Below are 13,662 nucleotides of genomic sequence, written 5' to 3'. Positions count from 1 at the left end.
CGCCGGGGCGTCGCAGGCGGCGCGACTGTCCGCCAGATGAACATGACCGGCACGGCTGTCAACGCCGCCCGCGGCCACGCGTTGTTGTAGGCGTGGGTGCCGATGCACCGCACGCCGATTTCCCCTACCGGAGTGACCCATGCGCAATCGCAAACCCCTTCTGCTGCTGGCCCTGCTGCTGTCCACCGGCGCTGCCGGCCTGGCCATGGCCGCCGACGTTCCGCCGCCGGCCGGTGCGCCGCCGCGCGCCAAGCTGGACACCAATGGCGATGGCGTCATCGACCGTGCCGAAGCCGCCAAGGCGCCGCGTCTGGCCGCGCAGTTCGACACGCTGGACAAGAACAAGGACGGCAAGCTGTCGCGCGACGAACTGCCGCGTTGGCACGGCAAGCGGCATGGCCGCGGCCCGGGTGGCCGTGGCGAGATGATGGCCAAGCTGGACACCAACAAGGACGGCCGCATCAGCCGCGAGGAAGCCAAGGCCGATCCGCGCCTGGTCGCGCGCTTCGATCAGATGGACGTTAACAAGGACGGCTACCTGGACAAGGCCGACCGCGAGCTGGGCCGGAAGCAGCACCGCGATGCGTGGTTCGCCGCCGCCGACACCAACAAGGACGGGCAGCTGAGCAAGGCCGAGTTCGATGCGGCCAAGGGCCCGATGGGGGGGCCGCGTGGCGGCCACCGCGATGGCAAGCCGCCGCTGCCGCCGAAGGCACCGGCGGCCAAGTAAGCCCCCGCCGTACTACGCACGGGCGCCGGTCATCGACCGGCGCCCGTTTTTCGTTCAGAGCCGCCCGGTGCGCACCAGGCTGTAGAGCACCAGTGCGGCCACGCCCAGGGTGACCAGCACGATCGCCCAGCGGCCATACATCAGCTGATAGGCCCAGCTTGGCCCGTTGCGGCCGTGGCGCGCCGCATCGCGCGCCAGCATGGGCGCCATCACCTTCTGCAGCGGGTACAGGCACTGGTAGTTGACCGCGGCCATGCCAAGCGCCATCGCCGACAGCAGCATCCAGACCGGTGCTTCCAGCACGCTCAGCATCAACACCGACAGGCACATCACCATCGCGGTGACGCTGCTGAGCACCACGAACCGGCGGATCTGTTCGCGTTCGTCGGACGATTCGGCATACGACAGCAGGTAGCGCCCGCCGAGATAGCTGCCCAGCATGCCGCCGACCAGGCCGCCAATGGCCGCCCCCAGGCTCAACATCTCGCCCGGAGCCGCATTCTGGCTGAACGCCGCGCTGAGCGAGCCCAGGGCCGTGCCGCCGGAGACCGTGGCCCCGCCCAGGCCGAGCTTGCCGGTGCCCAGCCCGGTGCCGAGCAGGATCGCGGCACTGGCGGTGCCGGGCGCGGCGATCATCAGCGCCGAGGCCAGGGTGGTGGCGAACGCGGCGCTGGGAGCGCTGCTGCGCGCGAAATCGCCGAAACGGCGCAGCATCTCTTCGCGCACGCTGGCACGGGCGCGCGACAGGCGCTTGCGCACGGCGGCATCGCTGAGTCCCAGCAGGTCGGCCACCTGCTGCGAACGCTGGCCCTCGCGGTAGTACAGCAGCAGGGTTTCGCGGGCGTCTTCGGGCAGGGCGGAAATGATCTCTTCGGCCGCCAGTTCCTCTTCCACCCGCTGCAGGCGCTCGGGTGCGGTTGGGCCGGGGTCGGCGGCCATGCTGATCGCGATCTCGGCCGCTTCGCCGGACAGCGGGCGGCCGCGGTTGGCGCGCAGCCAGTCGCGGGCGAGGTTGCGGGTGATCTGGCGCAGCCACGGCAGGAAACTGGACGGATTGCTCAGCTGGTTGAGCTGCTGCCAGGCCTTGATGAAGGCCTCCTGCGCGATGTCCTCGCTGGCCTGCACGTCGCGGGTGATCGCCAGGGCGATCGCGGTGACGGTGTTCTGGCAGGCCAGCACGATACGCCCGTACGACTGGGTGCAGCCGGAGGCGGCCGCGGGCAGTTCGCGTTCCAGGGTGGCGGTCAGCAGGGGCGTCATGGCGGCGATTCCGGAGGTGATCCGAGTATGACGATGGCCGCGAAAGAATGTGACGGGGTAGGGGCCGGTTGCCTGTGACCGGTAGTGCCGGCCGCTGGCCGGCTCTGCGTGGAGCCGGCCAGCGGCAGGCAGCCGGGCAGAGCCCGGCTCTACGGGGATCGGGCTGTACGGGCAGCCGGGCAGAGCCCGGCTCTACGGGGCAGCCGGGCAGCGCCCGGCGTTGCCGGTTACTTCGCCGGCTGGATCCGCACCCGCACTTCCTCTTCTTCCGGGGGCGCGGGCTGGGCCGGAGCCGGTGCTGCGGCCGGGGCCTGCTGTACCGCAGGAGCCGGGGCTACCGGCGGGGCGCTGCGGTGGCGCATCACCACCACCATCGCCACGGCGGCAATCACCAGCAGCAGGCCGATGCGGATGCGCCAGGCCCAGTTGCGGCGCGGGGCGACCTCGCCCACCTGGTCGCGGAAGGCAAACTGGGCGGTGGGGTGGTCGCGTCGCGTGGTTTCCAGCAGGCGCGCGTCGCGCAGGATCTCGCGCGCGCGCGGCTGGTCATTGGCATGCACCACCCAGAGCGTGGGATGGGTGGTGGCCTTGCTGGTATCCAGATAGCTGAACTGGCTGCCGCGCTTGCTGTGGTACGAGCGGCCGTTGGTGATGCGCACCTCGATGCCGGCATCGCGCAGCAGCTTGGCCACGCCTTCCACGGTTTCCACGCGCTGGCTGTTGAAAATCTGTCTCATGTCAGTCCTTGGCCGGAACGGCGGCCGCCGCGGCGCTGTCGGGTACCACGCGGATCAGGCCTTCCTGCGCGGTGCTCGCCACCAGCAGGCCATCGCGGGTGAAGAACTGGCCACGGGCCAGTCCGCGTGAATCCTGCGCGCTGGGGCTGTCCAGCGAGTACAGCAGCCAGTCGTCGGCCCGGAACGGGCGGTGGAACCAGATCGCGTGGTCGAGCGAGGCCATCTGTACGTGCGGCTGGTAGTAGCTGATGCCGTGCGGGAAGGTCGCCGTGCCCAGCAGGTGGAAGTCCGAGGCATAGGCCAGCAGCGCCTGGTGCAGCTCCGGCGCATCGCCCACTTTTTCATTCAGGCGCAGCCAGACCTGGTGGTAGGGCGGGCGCTTGGGCGGGTTGAGTTCGTCGCGCGGGTACACGTGGCGGAACTCGAACGGGCCGCCGCGCGACAGCCAGCGCTGCACCTTGATCGGCAGGCGTTCGAGCACCTCCGGCGGCAGCGGGCGGTTGGGTTCGATGTCTTCCGGCTGCGGCACTTCGGGCATCTTGTGCTGGTGCTCGGCGCCCTGTTCGGCCTGCTGGAAAGAGGCCGCGCAGAAGAAGATCACCTTGCCGTGCTGGATCGCAGTCACCCGGCGCACCGAAAAACTGCCGCCGTCGCGGGTGCGGTCCACGTCATAGACGATGGGGTGGTCGATGTTGCCCGCGCGCAGGAAGTAGGCATGCAGCGAATGCACGTGGCGACCGTTGTCCACGGTGGCCTGCGCGGCCGACAGCGCCTGGCCCAGCACCTGGCCGCCAAACACGTACTTGGTCCCGATGTCGCGGCTCTGGCCGCGGAACAGGTTGTCTTCCAGGCGCTCGAGCGTGAGCAGATCGATCAGCTCGGAGACGACGGGTTCGTGCGTGTCGGACAAGGGAAGCAACCTGCAGGGGGCAAGCCCGAATTATAAGGTAGTGCCGGGCTTCAGGCCTTGCCGAGTCTGGCCGCCAGCTGCTGCAGTGCCTGCTGGGCGTCCGGGGCGTACCAGGCCTCGACGAAGCGGTCGAGCTGGATCAGGTCGGCGTGCAGGGCTTCGTGCAGGTCGGCGCGGGCGATGGCGCGGGTCAGCAGCATCGGCTGGCGGGGCAGCTTGAGCAGGCGCTGCAGCCACGCCACCGCGCGCGGCACCACCTGGGCGGCGTCGGCCAGTTCGTCCACCAGCCCGATCTCCAGCGCACGCTCGGCCGGCACCATCTCTCCGCCCACCAGCAGCTGGGTGGCGCGGTGATGGCCGACCACGCGGCGCATCAGGCGCTGGATGCCTTCGGGGGCCACCAGCCCCACCTGCACCTCGTTCAGGCCGATCACGGTTGGCTGGGCCGGGTCCGGGCTGCGCGCCAGGATCCGGTAATCGCAGCACAGCGCCAGCACGCAGCCGCCGGCCGGCGCATGTCCGGTCAGCGCGGCCACCACCGGTACCCGGCATTCGGCCAGGGTGCGCACCGCGCCGAAGAAAGCCTGCCAGCTGTCGAGCAGCTTGTGCCTGTCCTCGCCATGGCCGAGCAGGTGCGGCACGTCCATGCCGGCGCTGAAGATGCGTTCGCTGCCCGACAGCACGATGCCGTGCGCGTCATCGGCCATGGCCTGGTTGATCGCGTGGATCAGGTGGCGGCACAGCTCGGTGTCCAGCGCGTTGACCGGCGGCCGCGCCAGCCGCAGTTCGCGGATGGGGCCATGGTTGATCACCTCGATAAGCGTCGTCATGCTGCGATCTCGTTGCGGACGGGAAACTGAGGCGATGATAACCAAACCATTCGTGTGCGTATTGTTGGGTCTGTGTGCGCTCGCAACATCGGCCGCTGCCGCCGAGCCGGCGTGCGTGTCGGTGCGCGAGGGCTGGGTACGGCTGCCGCCGGGGCCGATGCCGATGGCGGCCGGCTACGGCAAGATCCGGAACGACTGCCGCAGCGCGGTGGTGGTGGTCGGCGCCGGCAGCAAGGCGTTCGGGGAGGTGTCGTTGCATGAAACGACGCTGGTGCAGGGCATCAGCCGCATGCGCGAGGTGGAGCGGTTGCCGATTGCGGCCGGCGCCACGGTCGAACTCAAACCCGGTGCCCTGCATCTGATGCTGATGCAGCCCGAGGTGACCCTGAAGGAGGGCGCCGCGTTGCCGCTGCGGCTCAGCCTTGAAGATGGGCGCAAGGTGGATGGCGTGTTGCAGGTCCGCAAGGCGGTGCCGTGAGGCGTTCAGCGGCTGCCGTTCACGACCACGGCGCGGTCTGTCACGACCAGTCGAACGTGAACAACACCGTCCGGCTGCGCGGCTCGTAGAACATCAGGATCGCGTCGGCGCCGCTGGCGCACCAGTTGTAGGACGCCACATCGGCGACGTGGAAGAACGGCTCGCCGCCGCGCGTGATGCGGATGCCGTCGTCGGGAAGGTGTGCGCTGTCGTTGCGGAAGTGCAGGGTGCCGCGCTGGGTGGTGCCGGCCAGGTCTTCGATCCGGAATGCCGACGGGATCGTACTGTAGTCGGTCCAGTTGCCGTGCCAGAACGGGCCGCCCAGGTTGTCCAGGTAGGCCTGCTGCTGCGGTTCTTCGTCTTCGTCATCGACGTCCACGCCGCTGACCAGCATGCCGTGCTGCTGGAAATACGCACGGGCTGCGGCATGGCTGTCCTGCATTTCCGCGGCGTGCTCACGCAGGTCCTCATCGACTGGCAGCGCATCGCTGTTCTGCGGCGCGCGCTGGAAATAGCCTTCATTGCCGAGGAAGCGCAGCCGGTTGTCGGCCTGCAGCTCGAAGGCCAGCCAGTTGCTGCTGGCGAATGCGTTGTGGTGCGCTTCGGTACCATCACCCAGGCAGCCTTCGTACGGCTCGATCGGGCACAGCAGCGTGACCACGCTGCCGGCCAGTTCCGGCCGCAGCAGGCCCAGGTCGATCGCAATCAACGGCAGCAGGTGGTCGGCCAGCCAGGGCTGGTCGGGCGCGAACAGCTGGCGGGAAACCCCGTACCCCCGGGCGTATTTACCTGGTTGCCGGCCAGCGGCCGGCACTACCCCTCAGGTGGACGCGGTGCGGATCGCGTCGGGCAGCGGTGCGCTCTTGCCGGTCTGCGTGTCCATCCAGACCACCACCACGTTGCCGTCCGAGTACAGCTTGGCGTCGTCGTTCTGGTCCACGATGCGATGGCCGATAGTCACGCTGCTGTTGCCCAGCCGCTCGACGAACAGTTCCACCACGATGTCGTTGGGCCACACGATCGGCAGGCGGTAATTGACGTTGGTGGCCGCCACCACCGGGGCGATGCGGTCGGTCATCGACACGCCGTCCACGCCCAGCATCCAGCGCACGCGCGCCTCTTCCAGGTAGGAGATGTACTTGGCGTTGTTGACGTGGCCCATGCTGTCCATGTCGCGCCAGCGCACGCTGATCGGTACGCGGGCCAGGATCTTGTGTTCGCTGCTCATCAGGCGTCCTTCTTCTTCTTGTTCTTGCTGGTGGTGCTGGTCTTGCTGGCCTTGCCGGTGCTCTTGGCCGCGGCCGCCTTCTTGGCCGGCTTCTCCGGCTTGACCTTGCGGGGCGGGCGCGCATCAGGCTTGTTGGCCGTCGCGGCCGGCTGCTGCGGGCGGGCGCTGATCGAAGGCAGCATCTTGGCCAGGAACTGGCCGGTGTACGAGGTCGGGCAGGCCGCCACGTCTTCCGGCGTACCGGTGACCAGGATGGTGCCACCGCGATGGCCACCTTCCGGACCCAGATCGACAATCCAGTCGGCGGTCTTGATCACGTCCAGGTTGTGCTCGATCACCACCACCGTGTTGCCTTCGTCGCGCAGCTTGTGCAGCACGCCGAGCAGCGCTTCGATGTCGTGGAAATGCAGGCCGGTGGTCGGCTCATCCAGGATGTACAGCGTGCGGCCGGTATCGCGCCGCGACAGTTCCTTGGACAGCTTCACGCGCTGCGCTTCACCACCGGACAGCGTGGTCGCGCTCTGGCCCAGCTTGATGTAGCTCAGGCCCACGTCGACCAGCGTTTCCAGCTTGCGCGCGATGCTCGGCACCGGCTCGAACAGCTTCAGCGCATCTTCGACGGTCATCTGCAGCACGTCGTTGATGTTGAAGCCCTTGTACAGGATCTCCAGCGTTTCGCGGTTGTAGCGCTTGCCATGGCACACGTCGCAGGGCACGTACACGTCCGGCAGGAAGTGCATTTCCACCTTGATCAGGCCATCGCCCTGGCACGCTTCGCAGCGGCCACCGCGCACGTTGAAGCTGAAACGCCCCGGCGAATAGCCGCGCGCACGCGCTTCGGGCACCTGTGCGTACAGCTCGCGCAGCGGCGTGAACAGACCGGTGTACGTAGCCGGGTTCGAGCGCGGGGTGCGGCCGATCGGCGACTGGTCGATGTCCACCACCTTGTCGAACAGGTCCAGCCCGTCCACTTCCTTGTACGGCGCGATCGGGTGCGAGGCCCCGTTGATCTCGTTGGCGGCCAGCGAGAACAGGGTGTCGTTGATCAGGGTCGACTTGCCCGAGCCGGACACGCCGGTGATGCAGGTCAGCAGGCCCGACGGAATGTCCAGGTCCACGCCCTTGAGATTGTTGCCGCTGGCACCGCGCAGGTGCAGCGTCATCTTCGGGTTGGGCTTGTGCCGGCGCGCCGGAATCTCGATGGCGCGCTTGCCCGACAGGTACTGACCGGTCAGCGAACGCGGCGCATCCAGGATGTCCTGCAGGGTGCCCTGGCCGACGATCTCGCCGCCATGCACGCCCGCGCCCGGACCGATGTCCAGCACGTAGTCGGCCAGGCGGATCGCGTCTTCGTCGTGCTCGACCACGATCACCGTGTTGCCCAGGTCACGCAGGCGGGTGAGGGTGCCGAGCAGGCGTTCGTTGTCGCGCTGGTGCAGGCCGATCGACGGCTCATCCAGCACGTACATCACCCCGACCAGGCCGGCGCCGATCTGGCTGGCCAGGCGGRTGCGCTGGGCTTCGCCACCGGACAGGGTGTCGGCCTTGCGCTCCAGGGTGAGGTAATCCAGGCCCACGTCGACGAGGAAGCCGAGGCGCTCGCCGATCTCCTTGACGATCTTGCCGGCAATCTCGCCGCGCCAGCCGGGCAGGGTCATGCCGCTGAAGAACTTCAGCGCTTCATCGATCGGCAGCACCACCAGTTCCGGCAGTGCGCGGTCGGCCACGAACACGTTGCGCGCGGCCTTGTTCAAGCGCTGGCCCTGGCATTCGGGGCAGTTGCGCTCGCTGATGTACTTGGCCAGTTCTTCGCGCACCGCCGCCGATTCGGTTTCCTTGTAGCGGCGTTCCAGGTTCGGAATGATGCCCTCGAAGCGGTGCTTGCGCTGGGTACGGCCACCGGCTTCGGTGAAGTAGGTGAAGGTGATGGTCTCTTCGCCGCTGCCGTACAGCACCGCCTGGCGCACGTCCTCAGGCAGGGTCTGCCAGGCCGCATCGACATCGAACTTGTAGTGCTTGGCCAGCGAGGCGATCAGCTGGAAGTAGTACGCGTTGCGGCGGTCCCAGCCGCGCACGGCACCGGCCGACAGCGACAGCTCCGGGTGCACCACCACGCGCGAAGGGTCGAAGAACTCGGCCATGCCCAGCCCGTCGCAGCCCGGGCAGGCGCCGACCGGCGAGTTGAACGAGAACAGGCGCGGTTCCAGCTCCGGCAGCGAGTAGTCGCAGACCGGGCAGCTGTACTTGGACGAGAACAGGTGGGCCGGCGCGTCTTCGACGTCCAGCGACTGCACCGAGACCATGCCGTCGCCCAGCTTCAGCGCGGTTTCAAAGCTCTCGGCCAGGCGCTGCTTGATGTCCTCGCGCGGGCGGAAGCGGTCGATCACCGCCTCGATGGTGTGCTTCTGACGCAGCGCCAGCGGCGGCACCGCATCGATTTCATGCAGGATGCCGTCCACGCGCACGCGCACGAAACCCTGCGCGCGCAGCTGGTCGAACACCTGGGCGTGCTCGCCCTTGCGCTCGCGGATCACCGGGGCCAGCAGCATGTAGCGCTGCTCGGCATCCAGGCTGAGCACGTGGTCGACCATCTGGCTGACCGTCTGGGCTTCCAGCGGGTAGCCGTGGTCGGGGCAGCGCGGGCTGCCGACGCGGGCGTACAGCAGGCGCAGGTAGTCGTAGATCTCGGTGATGGTGCCCACGGTGGACCGCGGGTTGTGCGAGGTCGACTTCTGCTCGATCGAGATCGCCGGGGACAGGCCCTCGATGTGGTCCAGGTCCGGCTTTTCCATCACGCTGAGGAACTGGCGGGCATAGGCCGACAGCGACTCCACGTAACGACGCTGGCCTTCCGCGTAGATGGTGTCGAACGCCAACGAGGACTTGCCCGAGCCGGACAGGCCGGTGATGACAATGAGCTTGTCGCGGGGCAGGTCGAGATCGATGTTCTTGAGATTGTGCGTCCGCGCGCCGCGGATGCGGATGAAATCCATCGCCATGGGGGATCCGTTGTGGGGCTCTGGCCCGGAGGGCCGGCAAGCGGGTGGGGCAAGCGGAGACGGCAATCGGTCAGCCTACCGAGCTTGGGATTTGGGGGCAATCGCGCACATTGCCAGCCCCGGGTCTCACCGCCTGAGACCTGCCGGGGCGTTACCTGAACAGGATTCAGCCCCAGACAGGGCAAGGCGGGGGGTGACTTGACCCGACCCACCACCAGTCATTAAAATCCCGCTTCTGTCTGCCCTCGATGGCAGCAGTCCATAGACCACAATAACTACAGAGGAAGTCTGGTCATGTACGCAGTACTGGTAACCGGCGGTAAGCAATACCGCGTGGCGCAGGGCGAAACGCTCCGCGTCGAAAAACTCGAAGTCGAAGTCGGCAACGAGATCACGTTCGACACCATCCTGATGCTGGGTGACAGCGATGGCATCAAGCTGGGCGACGCTCTGAGCGGCGCTTCGGTCACTGCCAAGGTCGTGTCCCAGGGTCGTGCTGACAAGGTCCGGATCATCAAGTTCCGTCGCCGTAAGCACCACATGAAGCGCCAGGGTCACCGTCAGTACTACACCGAAATCGAGATCACCGGCATTGCCGGTGGCAGCAAGTAATAAGGAGAACCAGTCATGGCACATAAAAAAGGCGTAGGCTCTTCGCGCAACGGTCGCGACTCCAACCCGAAGTACCTCGGCGTCAAGATCTTCGGTGGCCAGGCCATCGATGCCGGCAACATCATCGTGCGTCAGCGCGGCACCCAGTTCCACCCGGGTAGCGGCGTTGGCCTCGGCCGTGACCACACCCTGTTCGCGCTCGTCGACGGCAAGGTGGAGTTCTCGGTCAAGGGCCCGAAGAAGCGTCGTACCGTCAGCGTTGTCGCCGAAGCCTGATCTTCGCGATACGCAGGCGCCCACGCCTAGCGCGTGGGGCCGCTGACGAAAGCCCCGCTTCGGCGGGGTTTTTGTTTTTTGTTTTTGTTCGAACATGGGCGGGGATCCTTCCCGCCACCGTCCACGGATCGTACCGGGGACGTTAGACTCTGCGGTCGGGTGCATCCGCTGCCCGCCGCCTCCAGTTGGCATCCAGAATCATGAAACTTGTAGACGAAGCAGAAATCCAGGTCACCGCCGGCAATGGCGGCAACGGCTGCGTCGGTTTCCGTCGCGAGAAGTTCATTCCGCTGGGCGGCCCGGACGGTGGCGATGGTGGCAATGGCGGCAACGTCTGGATCCGCGCCGACGCCAACCTGAACACCCTGGTCGACTTCCGCCACGAGCGCATCTTCAAGGCGCAGCGCGGTGAGAACGGCATGGGCCGCCAGGCCTACGGCAAGGGCGGCGAAGACCTGGTCATCACCGTGCCGGTCGGCACCGTGGTCATGAACGTGGCCACCGATGAAATCATTGGCGACCTGACCCAGCACGACGACCGCCTGCTGGTGGCCAAGGGCGGCCGCGGCGGCCTGGGCAACATGCATTTCAAGAGCTCCACCAACCGTTCGCCGCGCCAGGCGCTGCCGGGCGAAGAGGGTGAAGAACGCCTGCTCAAGCTGGAGCTGAAGCTGCTGGCCGACGTGGGCCTGCTGGGCTTCCCCAATGCCGGCAAGAGCACCCTGATCCGCGCGGTGTCCGCCGCCACCCCGAAGGTGGCTGATTACCCGTTCACCACGCTGTACCCGAACCTGGGCGTGGTGCGCGTTGAAAATTACCGCAGCTTCGTCATCGCCGACATTCCCGGCCTGATCGAAGGTGCTGCCGACGGTGCCGGCCTGGGCGCGCAGTTCCTGCGTCACCTGCAGCGCACCCGCCTGCTGCTGCACCTGGTGGACATCTCCCCGATGGAAGGTGGCGTGGACGGTGTCTCGCCGATCGAGCAGGTCCGTGCGATCGAGCGCGAGCTGGAAAAGCACGATCCGGAGCTGCTGGACAAGCCGCGTTGGCTGGTGCTGAACAAGGCCGACCTGATGTTCGAGGACGAGGCCAAGGCCGCCGCCGAGAAGATCGTCGCCGAGCTGGGCTGGACCCAGCCGTGGTACCTGGTCTCGGCGCTGGGCCGTGAAGGCACCTGGCCGATCATGACCAACATCATGGCCTTCTTCGATCGCCAGAAGGAAGACGAGGCGCAAGCGCGCGATGCGTACTGAGCGCCTCCGCGCGCCCCTGAAAAACCCGGCTGCGGCCGGGTTTTTCTGTGGTGCGCCGGCGCCGCGTTTGAATGGCCTCGTAGAGCCGGGCTCTGCCCGGCTGGCGTCCGACGTTCACGATATCGCCGCCAAGGGCAGCCGGGCAGAGCCCGGCTCTACGACGCGGCTTGCTCATGATGTCGCCGCCAAGGGCGCTACGGTTCTGCGGGCAACAAAAAACCCGGCCGGGGCCGGGTCTTTTTCTGCGGTTGGGTCGAAGCCACGCGGGGCGTGGCTCTACGACACCCGCAGCGCCGTATCAGGCGGCCTTGATGGCCTTGATGCGCGCGGTCAGGCGGCTCTTGTGGCGAGCAGCCTTGTTCTTGTGGATCAGACCACGCGAGCTGAAACGGTCGAGGATCGGCTGGGCAACAGCAAAGGCTGCCTCGGCGCCGGCGGCGTCATTGGCATCCAGAGCCTTGATCACCTTCTTGACAGCGGTGCGCAGCATCGAACGCTGAGCCGTATTGCGCGCGTTGCGCACGACGGTCTGCTTGGCGCGCTTCTTGGCGGACTTGATATTGGCCACAGTGGTGGTTTCCTGAAAAATCGGTGTAATGGGAACAGCAAGCTGGAAAGTATGATGGCTCGAAAAATGTACGTCAAGTCAATTGTCAAGAGGGAACACGGGTGAGTTCACCAAGGATGTTGCGGGGTCTGCTGTCTTTCAGCAGCATGACCATGATTTCGCGGGTGTTGGGGCTGGTTCGCGACCAGGTCATCACCACCACGTTCGGCACCAATGCGGTGACCGACGCCTTCTGGGTGGCCTTCCGGGTGCCCAACTTCCTGCGCCGGTTGTTCGCGGAGGGCTCCTTCGCCACCGCCTTCGTGCCGGTGTTCACGGAAGTGAAGGAAACCCGCCCCCATGCCGAACTGCGCGAGCTGATGTCGCGGGTGGCCGGCACCCTGGGCGGCGTGTTGATGCTGGTGACCGCGCTGGCGCTGATCTTCGCGCCGCAGCTGGCGACCCTGTTCTCCAGCGGCGTGGACACCGACCCGGCCAAGCATGGCCTGCTGGTCGACCTGTTCCGGCTGACCTTCCCGTTCCTGCTGTTCGTGTCGCTGACCGCGCTCGCCGGCGGCGCCCTGAACAGCTTCCAGCGCTTTGCGATGCCGGCGCTGACCCCGGTCATCCTCAACCTGTGCATGATCGCCGGCGCGGTGTGGCTGGCGCCCCGGCTGGGCGGCACCCCGGAGAAGCAGATCCTGGCCCTGGGCTGGGCCGTGCTGGCGGCGGGTCTGCTGCAGCTGTTGTTCCAGCTGCCCTCGCTGAAGGGCATCAATCTGCTGACCCTGCCGCGCTGGGGCTGGCGGCATCCGGGCGTGCGCAAGGTGCTCACCCTGATGGTGCCGACCCTGTTCGGCTCCTCGGTGGCCCAGATCAACCTGCTGCTGGATACCGTGATCGCGGCCAAGCTGACCGACGGCTCGCAGTCCTGGCTGTCGCTGGCCGACCGCTTCCTGGAGCTGCCGCTGGGCGTGTTCGGCGTCGCGCTGGGCACGGTGATCCTGCCGGCGCTGGCCCGCCACCACGTCAGCACCGACAAAGCCGGCTTCTCCAGCGCCCTGGACTGGGGCCTGCGCACGACCCTGCTGATCTCGGTGCCGGCCATGCTGGGCCTGGTGCTGCTGGCCGAGCCGCTGATCGCCACGCTGTTCCAGTACAAGGAATTCACCGCCTTCGACACCCGCATGACCGCGCTGTCGGTGTACGGCCTGAGCTTCGGTCTGCCGGCGTTCGCGCTGCTCAAGGTGGTGCTGCCGGCGTTCTACGCGCGCCAGGACACCCGCACCCCGGTCCGGGCCGGTATCGTCGCGCTGGTGGCCAACATGGTCTTCAACTTCATCCTGCTGGCCGTGCTGTACCAGGTGATGGTGCCGGATGAACTGAAGTCGCAGGGCGTGTGGGTCGCGCTGGGCAAGCAGCCGGGCCTGCATCTGGCGCTGGGCATCGCCAGCGCGCTGTCCAGTTACCTGAACCTCGGCCTGCTCTGGTACTGGCTCGGCAAGACCGATGTGTACCAGCGCAAGCCCGGCTGGGGCGGCTATGTGACGCGTTTGGCCCTGGCCTGCGTGGCCATGGTGGCGGTGCTGCTGGGCCTGCTGCACGGGATGTCCGGCTTCACCGAGATGGACAAGTGGCACCGGATGGGCAACCTCGCGCTGCTGGTCGGCGGCGGTGGCCTGACCTACCTGGTGGCCCTGGTGGCGATGGGGTTCCGCCCGCGGCACCTGCGCGAGCATTGATCCGTGGACACCCCGGCTATACTTCATGGCTATCCCTTGCACTCTATCGGCCCTGGTGGG

At 67.2% G+C, this 13,662-nt stretch carries 14 protein-coding genes; 6 read left to right on the top strand and 8 right to left on the bottom strand.

The genetic code is table 11. From position 1 onward, the window contains the following. Window positions 1-139 precede the first annotated feature (139 nt). The gene (locus tag AC1DCJ_RS03250; RefSeq protein WP_478070067.1) at window positions 140-730 is read left to right on the top strand and encodes an EF-hand domain-containing protein; all 591 of its coding nucleotides are present in this window, start codon (window positions 140-142) and stop codon (window positions 728-730) included. Between the two features lie 54 nt (window positions 731-784). On the opposite strand, the gene AC1DCJ_RS03245 is transcribed toward AC1DCJ_RS03250, so the two are convergent. The 4 genes from AC1DCJ_RS03245 to AC1DCJ_RS03230 all read right to left on the bottom strand — a co-directional run bounded on the left by AC1DCJ_RS03245 (window position 785) and on the right by AC1DCJ_RS03230 (window position 4,467). After that, window positions 785-1,990 carry an RNA polymerase sigma factor gene (locus AC1DCJ_RS03245; RefSeq protein WP_447592516.1) on the bottom strand — a complete coding sequence of 402 codons (1,206 nt, stop codon included), beginning with the start codon at window positions 1,988-1,990 and terminating at the stop codon, window positions 785-787. A 227-nt stretch (window positions 1,991-2,217) separates the two neighbouring features. Continuing rightward, entirely contained in the window at window positions 2,218-2,727 is a 510-nt protein-coding gene (locus tag AC1DCJ_RS03240; RefSeq protein ID WP_313244704.1) for a putative signal transducing protein, read from the bottom strand. A 1-nt stretch (window position 2,728) separates the two neighbouring features. Next, window positions 2,729-3,637 (bottom strand): acyl-CoA thioesterase II, encoded by a 909-nt coding sequence (tesB, locus tag AC1DCJ_RS03235; protein ID WP_038689702.1) that lies wholly within the window; start codon window positions 3,635-3,637, stop codon window positions 2,729-2,731. 50 nt (window positions 3,638-3,687) lie between these two features. Then, a complete protein-coding gene (locus tag AC1DCJ_RS03230; protein ID WP_428710606.1) occupies window positions 3,688-4,467 on the bottom strand; it encodes an enoyl-CoA hydratase/isomerase family protein in 780 nt (259 codons plus the stop codon). 34 nt (window positions 4,468-4,501) lie between these two features. Between AC1DCJ_RS03230 and AC1DCJ_RS03225 the strand changes: the two genes are divergently transcribed. Then, window positions 4,502-4,945 (top strand): copper chaperone PCu(A)C, encoded by a 444-nt coding sequence (locus AC1DCJ_RS03225; protein ID WP_137190008.1) that lies wholly within the window; start codon window positions 4,502-4,504, stop codon window positions 4,943-4,945. A gap of 40 nt (window positions 4,946-4,985) precedes the next feature. On the opposite strand, the gene AC1DCJ_RS03220 is transcribed toward AC1DCJ_RS03225, so the two are convergent. The 3 genes from AC1DCJ_RS03220 to uvrA are packed head-to-tail and all read right to left on the bottom strand — an operon-like array spanning window position 4,986 to window position 9,172. Next, window positions 4,986-5,759: an enolase gene (locus tag AC1DCJ_RS03220; protein ID WP_478070066.1), complete on the bottom strand. Its 774-nt coding sequence runs from the start codon at window positions 5,757-5,759 to the stop codon at window positions 4,986-4,988. 6 nt (window positions 5,760-5,765) lie between these two features. After that, window positions 5,766-6,173, bottom strand: coding sequence for an acyl-CoA thioesterase (locus AC1DCJ_RS03215; RefSeq protein ID WP_137188907.1), 408 nt, complete (start codon window positions 6,171-6,173; stop codon window positions 5,766-5,768). After that, a complete protein-coding gene (gene uvrA, locus AC1DCJ_RS03210) occupies window positions 6,173-9,172 on the bottom strand; it encodes an excinuclease ABC subunit UvrA (protein ID WP_478070065.1) in 3,000 nt (999 codons plus the stop codon). Before uvrA ends, AC1DCJ_RS03215 begins: the two co-directional genes overlap by 1 nt. A 294-nt stretch (window positions 9,173-9,466) precedes the next feature. Between uvrA and rplU the strand changes: the two genes are divergently transcribed. The 3 genes from rplU (at window position 9,467) to obgE (ending at window position 11,313) form a co-directional block, all read left to right on the top strand. Next, window positions 9,467-9,784 carry a 50S ribosomal protein L21 gene (gene rplU / locus AC1DCJ_RS03205; RefSeq protein WP_038689690.1) on the top strand — a complete coding sequence of 106 codons (318 nt, stop codon included), beginning with the start codon at window positions 9,467-9,469 and terminating at the stop codon, window positions 9,782-9,784. 15 nt (window positions 9,785-9,799) lie between these two features. After that, the gene (gene rpmA, locus AC1DCJ_RS03200) at window positions 9,800-10,060 is read left to right on the top strand and encodes a 50S ribosomal protein L27 (RefSeq protein WP_038689688.1); all 261 of its coding nucleotides are present in this window, start codon (window positions 9,800-9,802) and stop codon (window positions 10,058-10,060) included. Window positions 10,061-10,260: 200 nt separating this feature from the next. Further along, the gene (gene obgE, locus AC1DCJ_RS03195; RefSeq protein WP_137188909.1) at window positions 10,261-11,313 is read left to right on the top strand and encodes a GTPase ObgE; all 1,053 of its coding nucleotides are present in this window, start codon (window positions 10,261-10,263) and stop codon (window positions 11,311-11,313) included. 298 nt (window positions 11,314-11,611) lie between these two features. Here the strand turns inward: obgE and rpsT are convergent, their stop codons facing one another. Continuing rightward, window positions 11,612-11,881, bottom strand: coding sequence for a 30S ribosomal protein S20 (rpsT, locus tag AC1DCJ_RS03190; protein ID WP_019184515.1), 270 nt, complete (start codon window positions 11,879-11,881; stop codon window positions 11,612-11,614). A gap of 116 nt (window positions 11,882-11,997) precedes the next feature. Here rpsT and murJ point away from each other — a divergent pair, with 116 nt between their 5' ends. After that, window positions 11,998-13,602, top strand: a complete 1,605-nt coding sequence (gene murJ, locus AC1DCJ_RS03185; RefSeq protein ID WP_137188910.1) for a murein biosynthesis integral membrane protein MurJ — start codon at window positions 11,998-12,000, stop codon at window positions 13,600-13,602. Window positions 13,603-13,662: the final 60 nt, after the last annotated feature.

Source organism: Stenotrophomonas sp. 10N36, from assembly GCF_056395005.1.
Note: the sequence above shows the minus strand (reverse complement) of the source record. Positions and strands in the feature narration are given on the sequence as shown.

Bases quoted from the DNA above. Each gene is read 5' to 3' on its own strand.
- AC1DCJ_RS03250 (WP_478070067.1), top strand. From the start codon at position 140: ATGCGCAATCGCAAACCCCTTCTGCTGCTGGCCCTGCTGCTGTCCACC.
- AC1DCJ_RS03240 (WP_313244704.1), bottom strand. From the start codon at position 2,727: ATGAGACAGATTTTCAACAGCCAGCGCGTGGAAACCGTGGAAGGCGTG.
- AC1DCJ_RS03230 (WP_428710606.1), bottom strand. From the start codon at position 4,467: ATGACGACGCTTATCGAGGTGATCAACCATGGCCCCATCCGCGAACTG.
- AC1DCJ_RS03245 (WP_447592516.1), bottom strand. From the start codon at position 1,990: ATGACGCCCCTGCTGACCGCCACCCTGGAACGCGAACTGCCCGCGGCC.
- obgE (WP_137188909.1), top strand. From the start codon at position 10,261: ATGAAACTTGTAGACGAAGCAGAAATCCAGGTCACCGCCGGCAATGGC.
- AC1DCJ_RS03225 (WP_137190008.1), top strand. From the start codon at position 4,502: ATGATAACCAAACCATTCGTGTGCGTATTGTTGGGTCTGTGTGCGCTC.
- rplU (WP_038689690.1), top strand. From the start codon at position 9,467: ATGTACGCAGTACTGGTAACCGGCGGTAAGCAATACCGCGTGGCGCAG.
- AC1DCJ_RS03215 (WP_137188907.1), bottom strand. From the start codon at position 6,173: ATGAGCAGCGAACACAAGATCCTGGCCCGCGTACCGATCAGCGTGCGC.
- murJ (WP_137188910.1), top strand. From the start codon at position 11,998: ATGTTGCGGGGTCTGCTGTCTTTCAGCAGCATGACCATGATTTCGCGG.
- rpmA (WP_038689688.1), top strand. From the start codon at position 9,800: ATGGCACATAAAAAAGGCGTAGGCTCTTCGCGCAACGGTCGCGACTCC.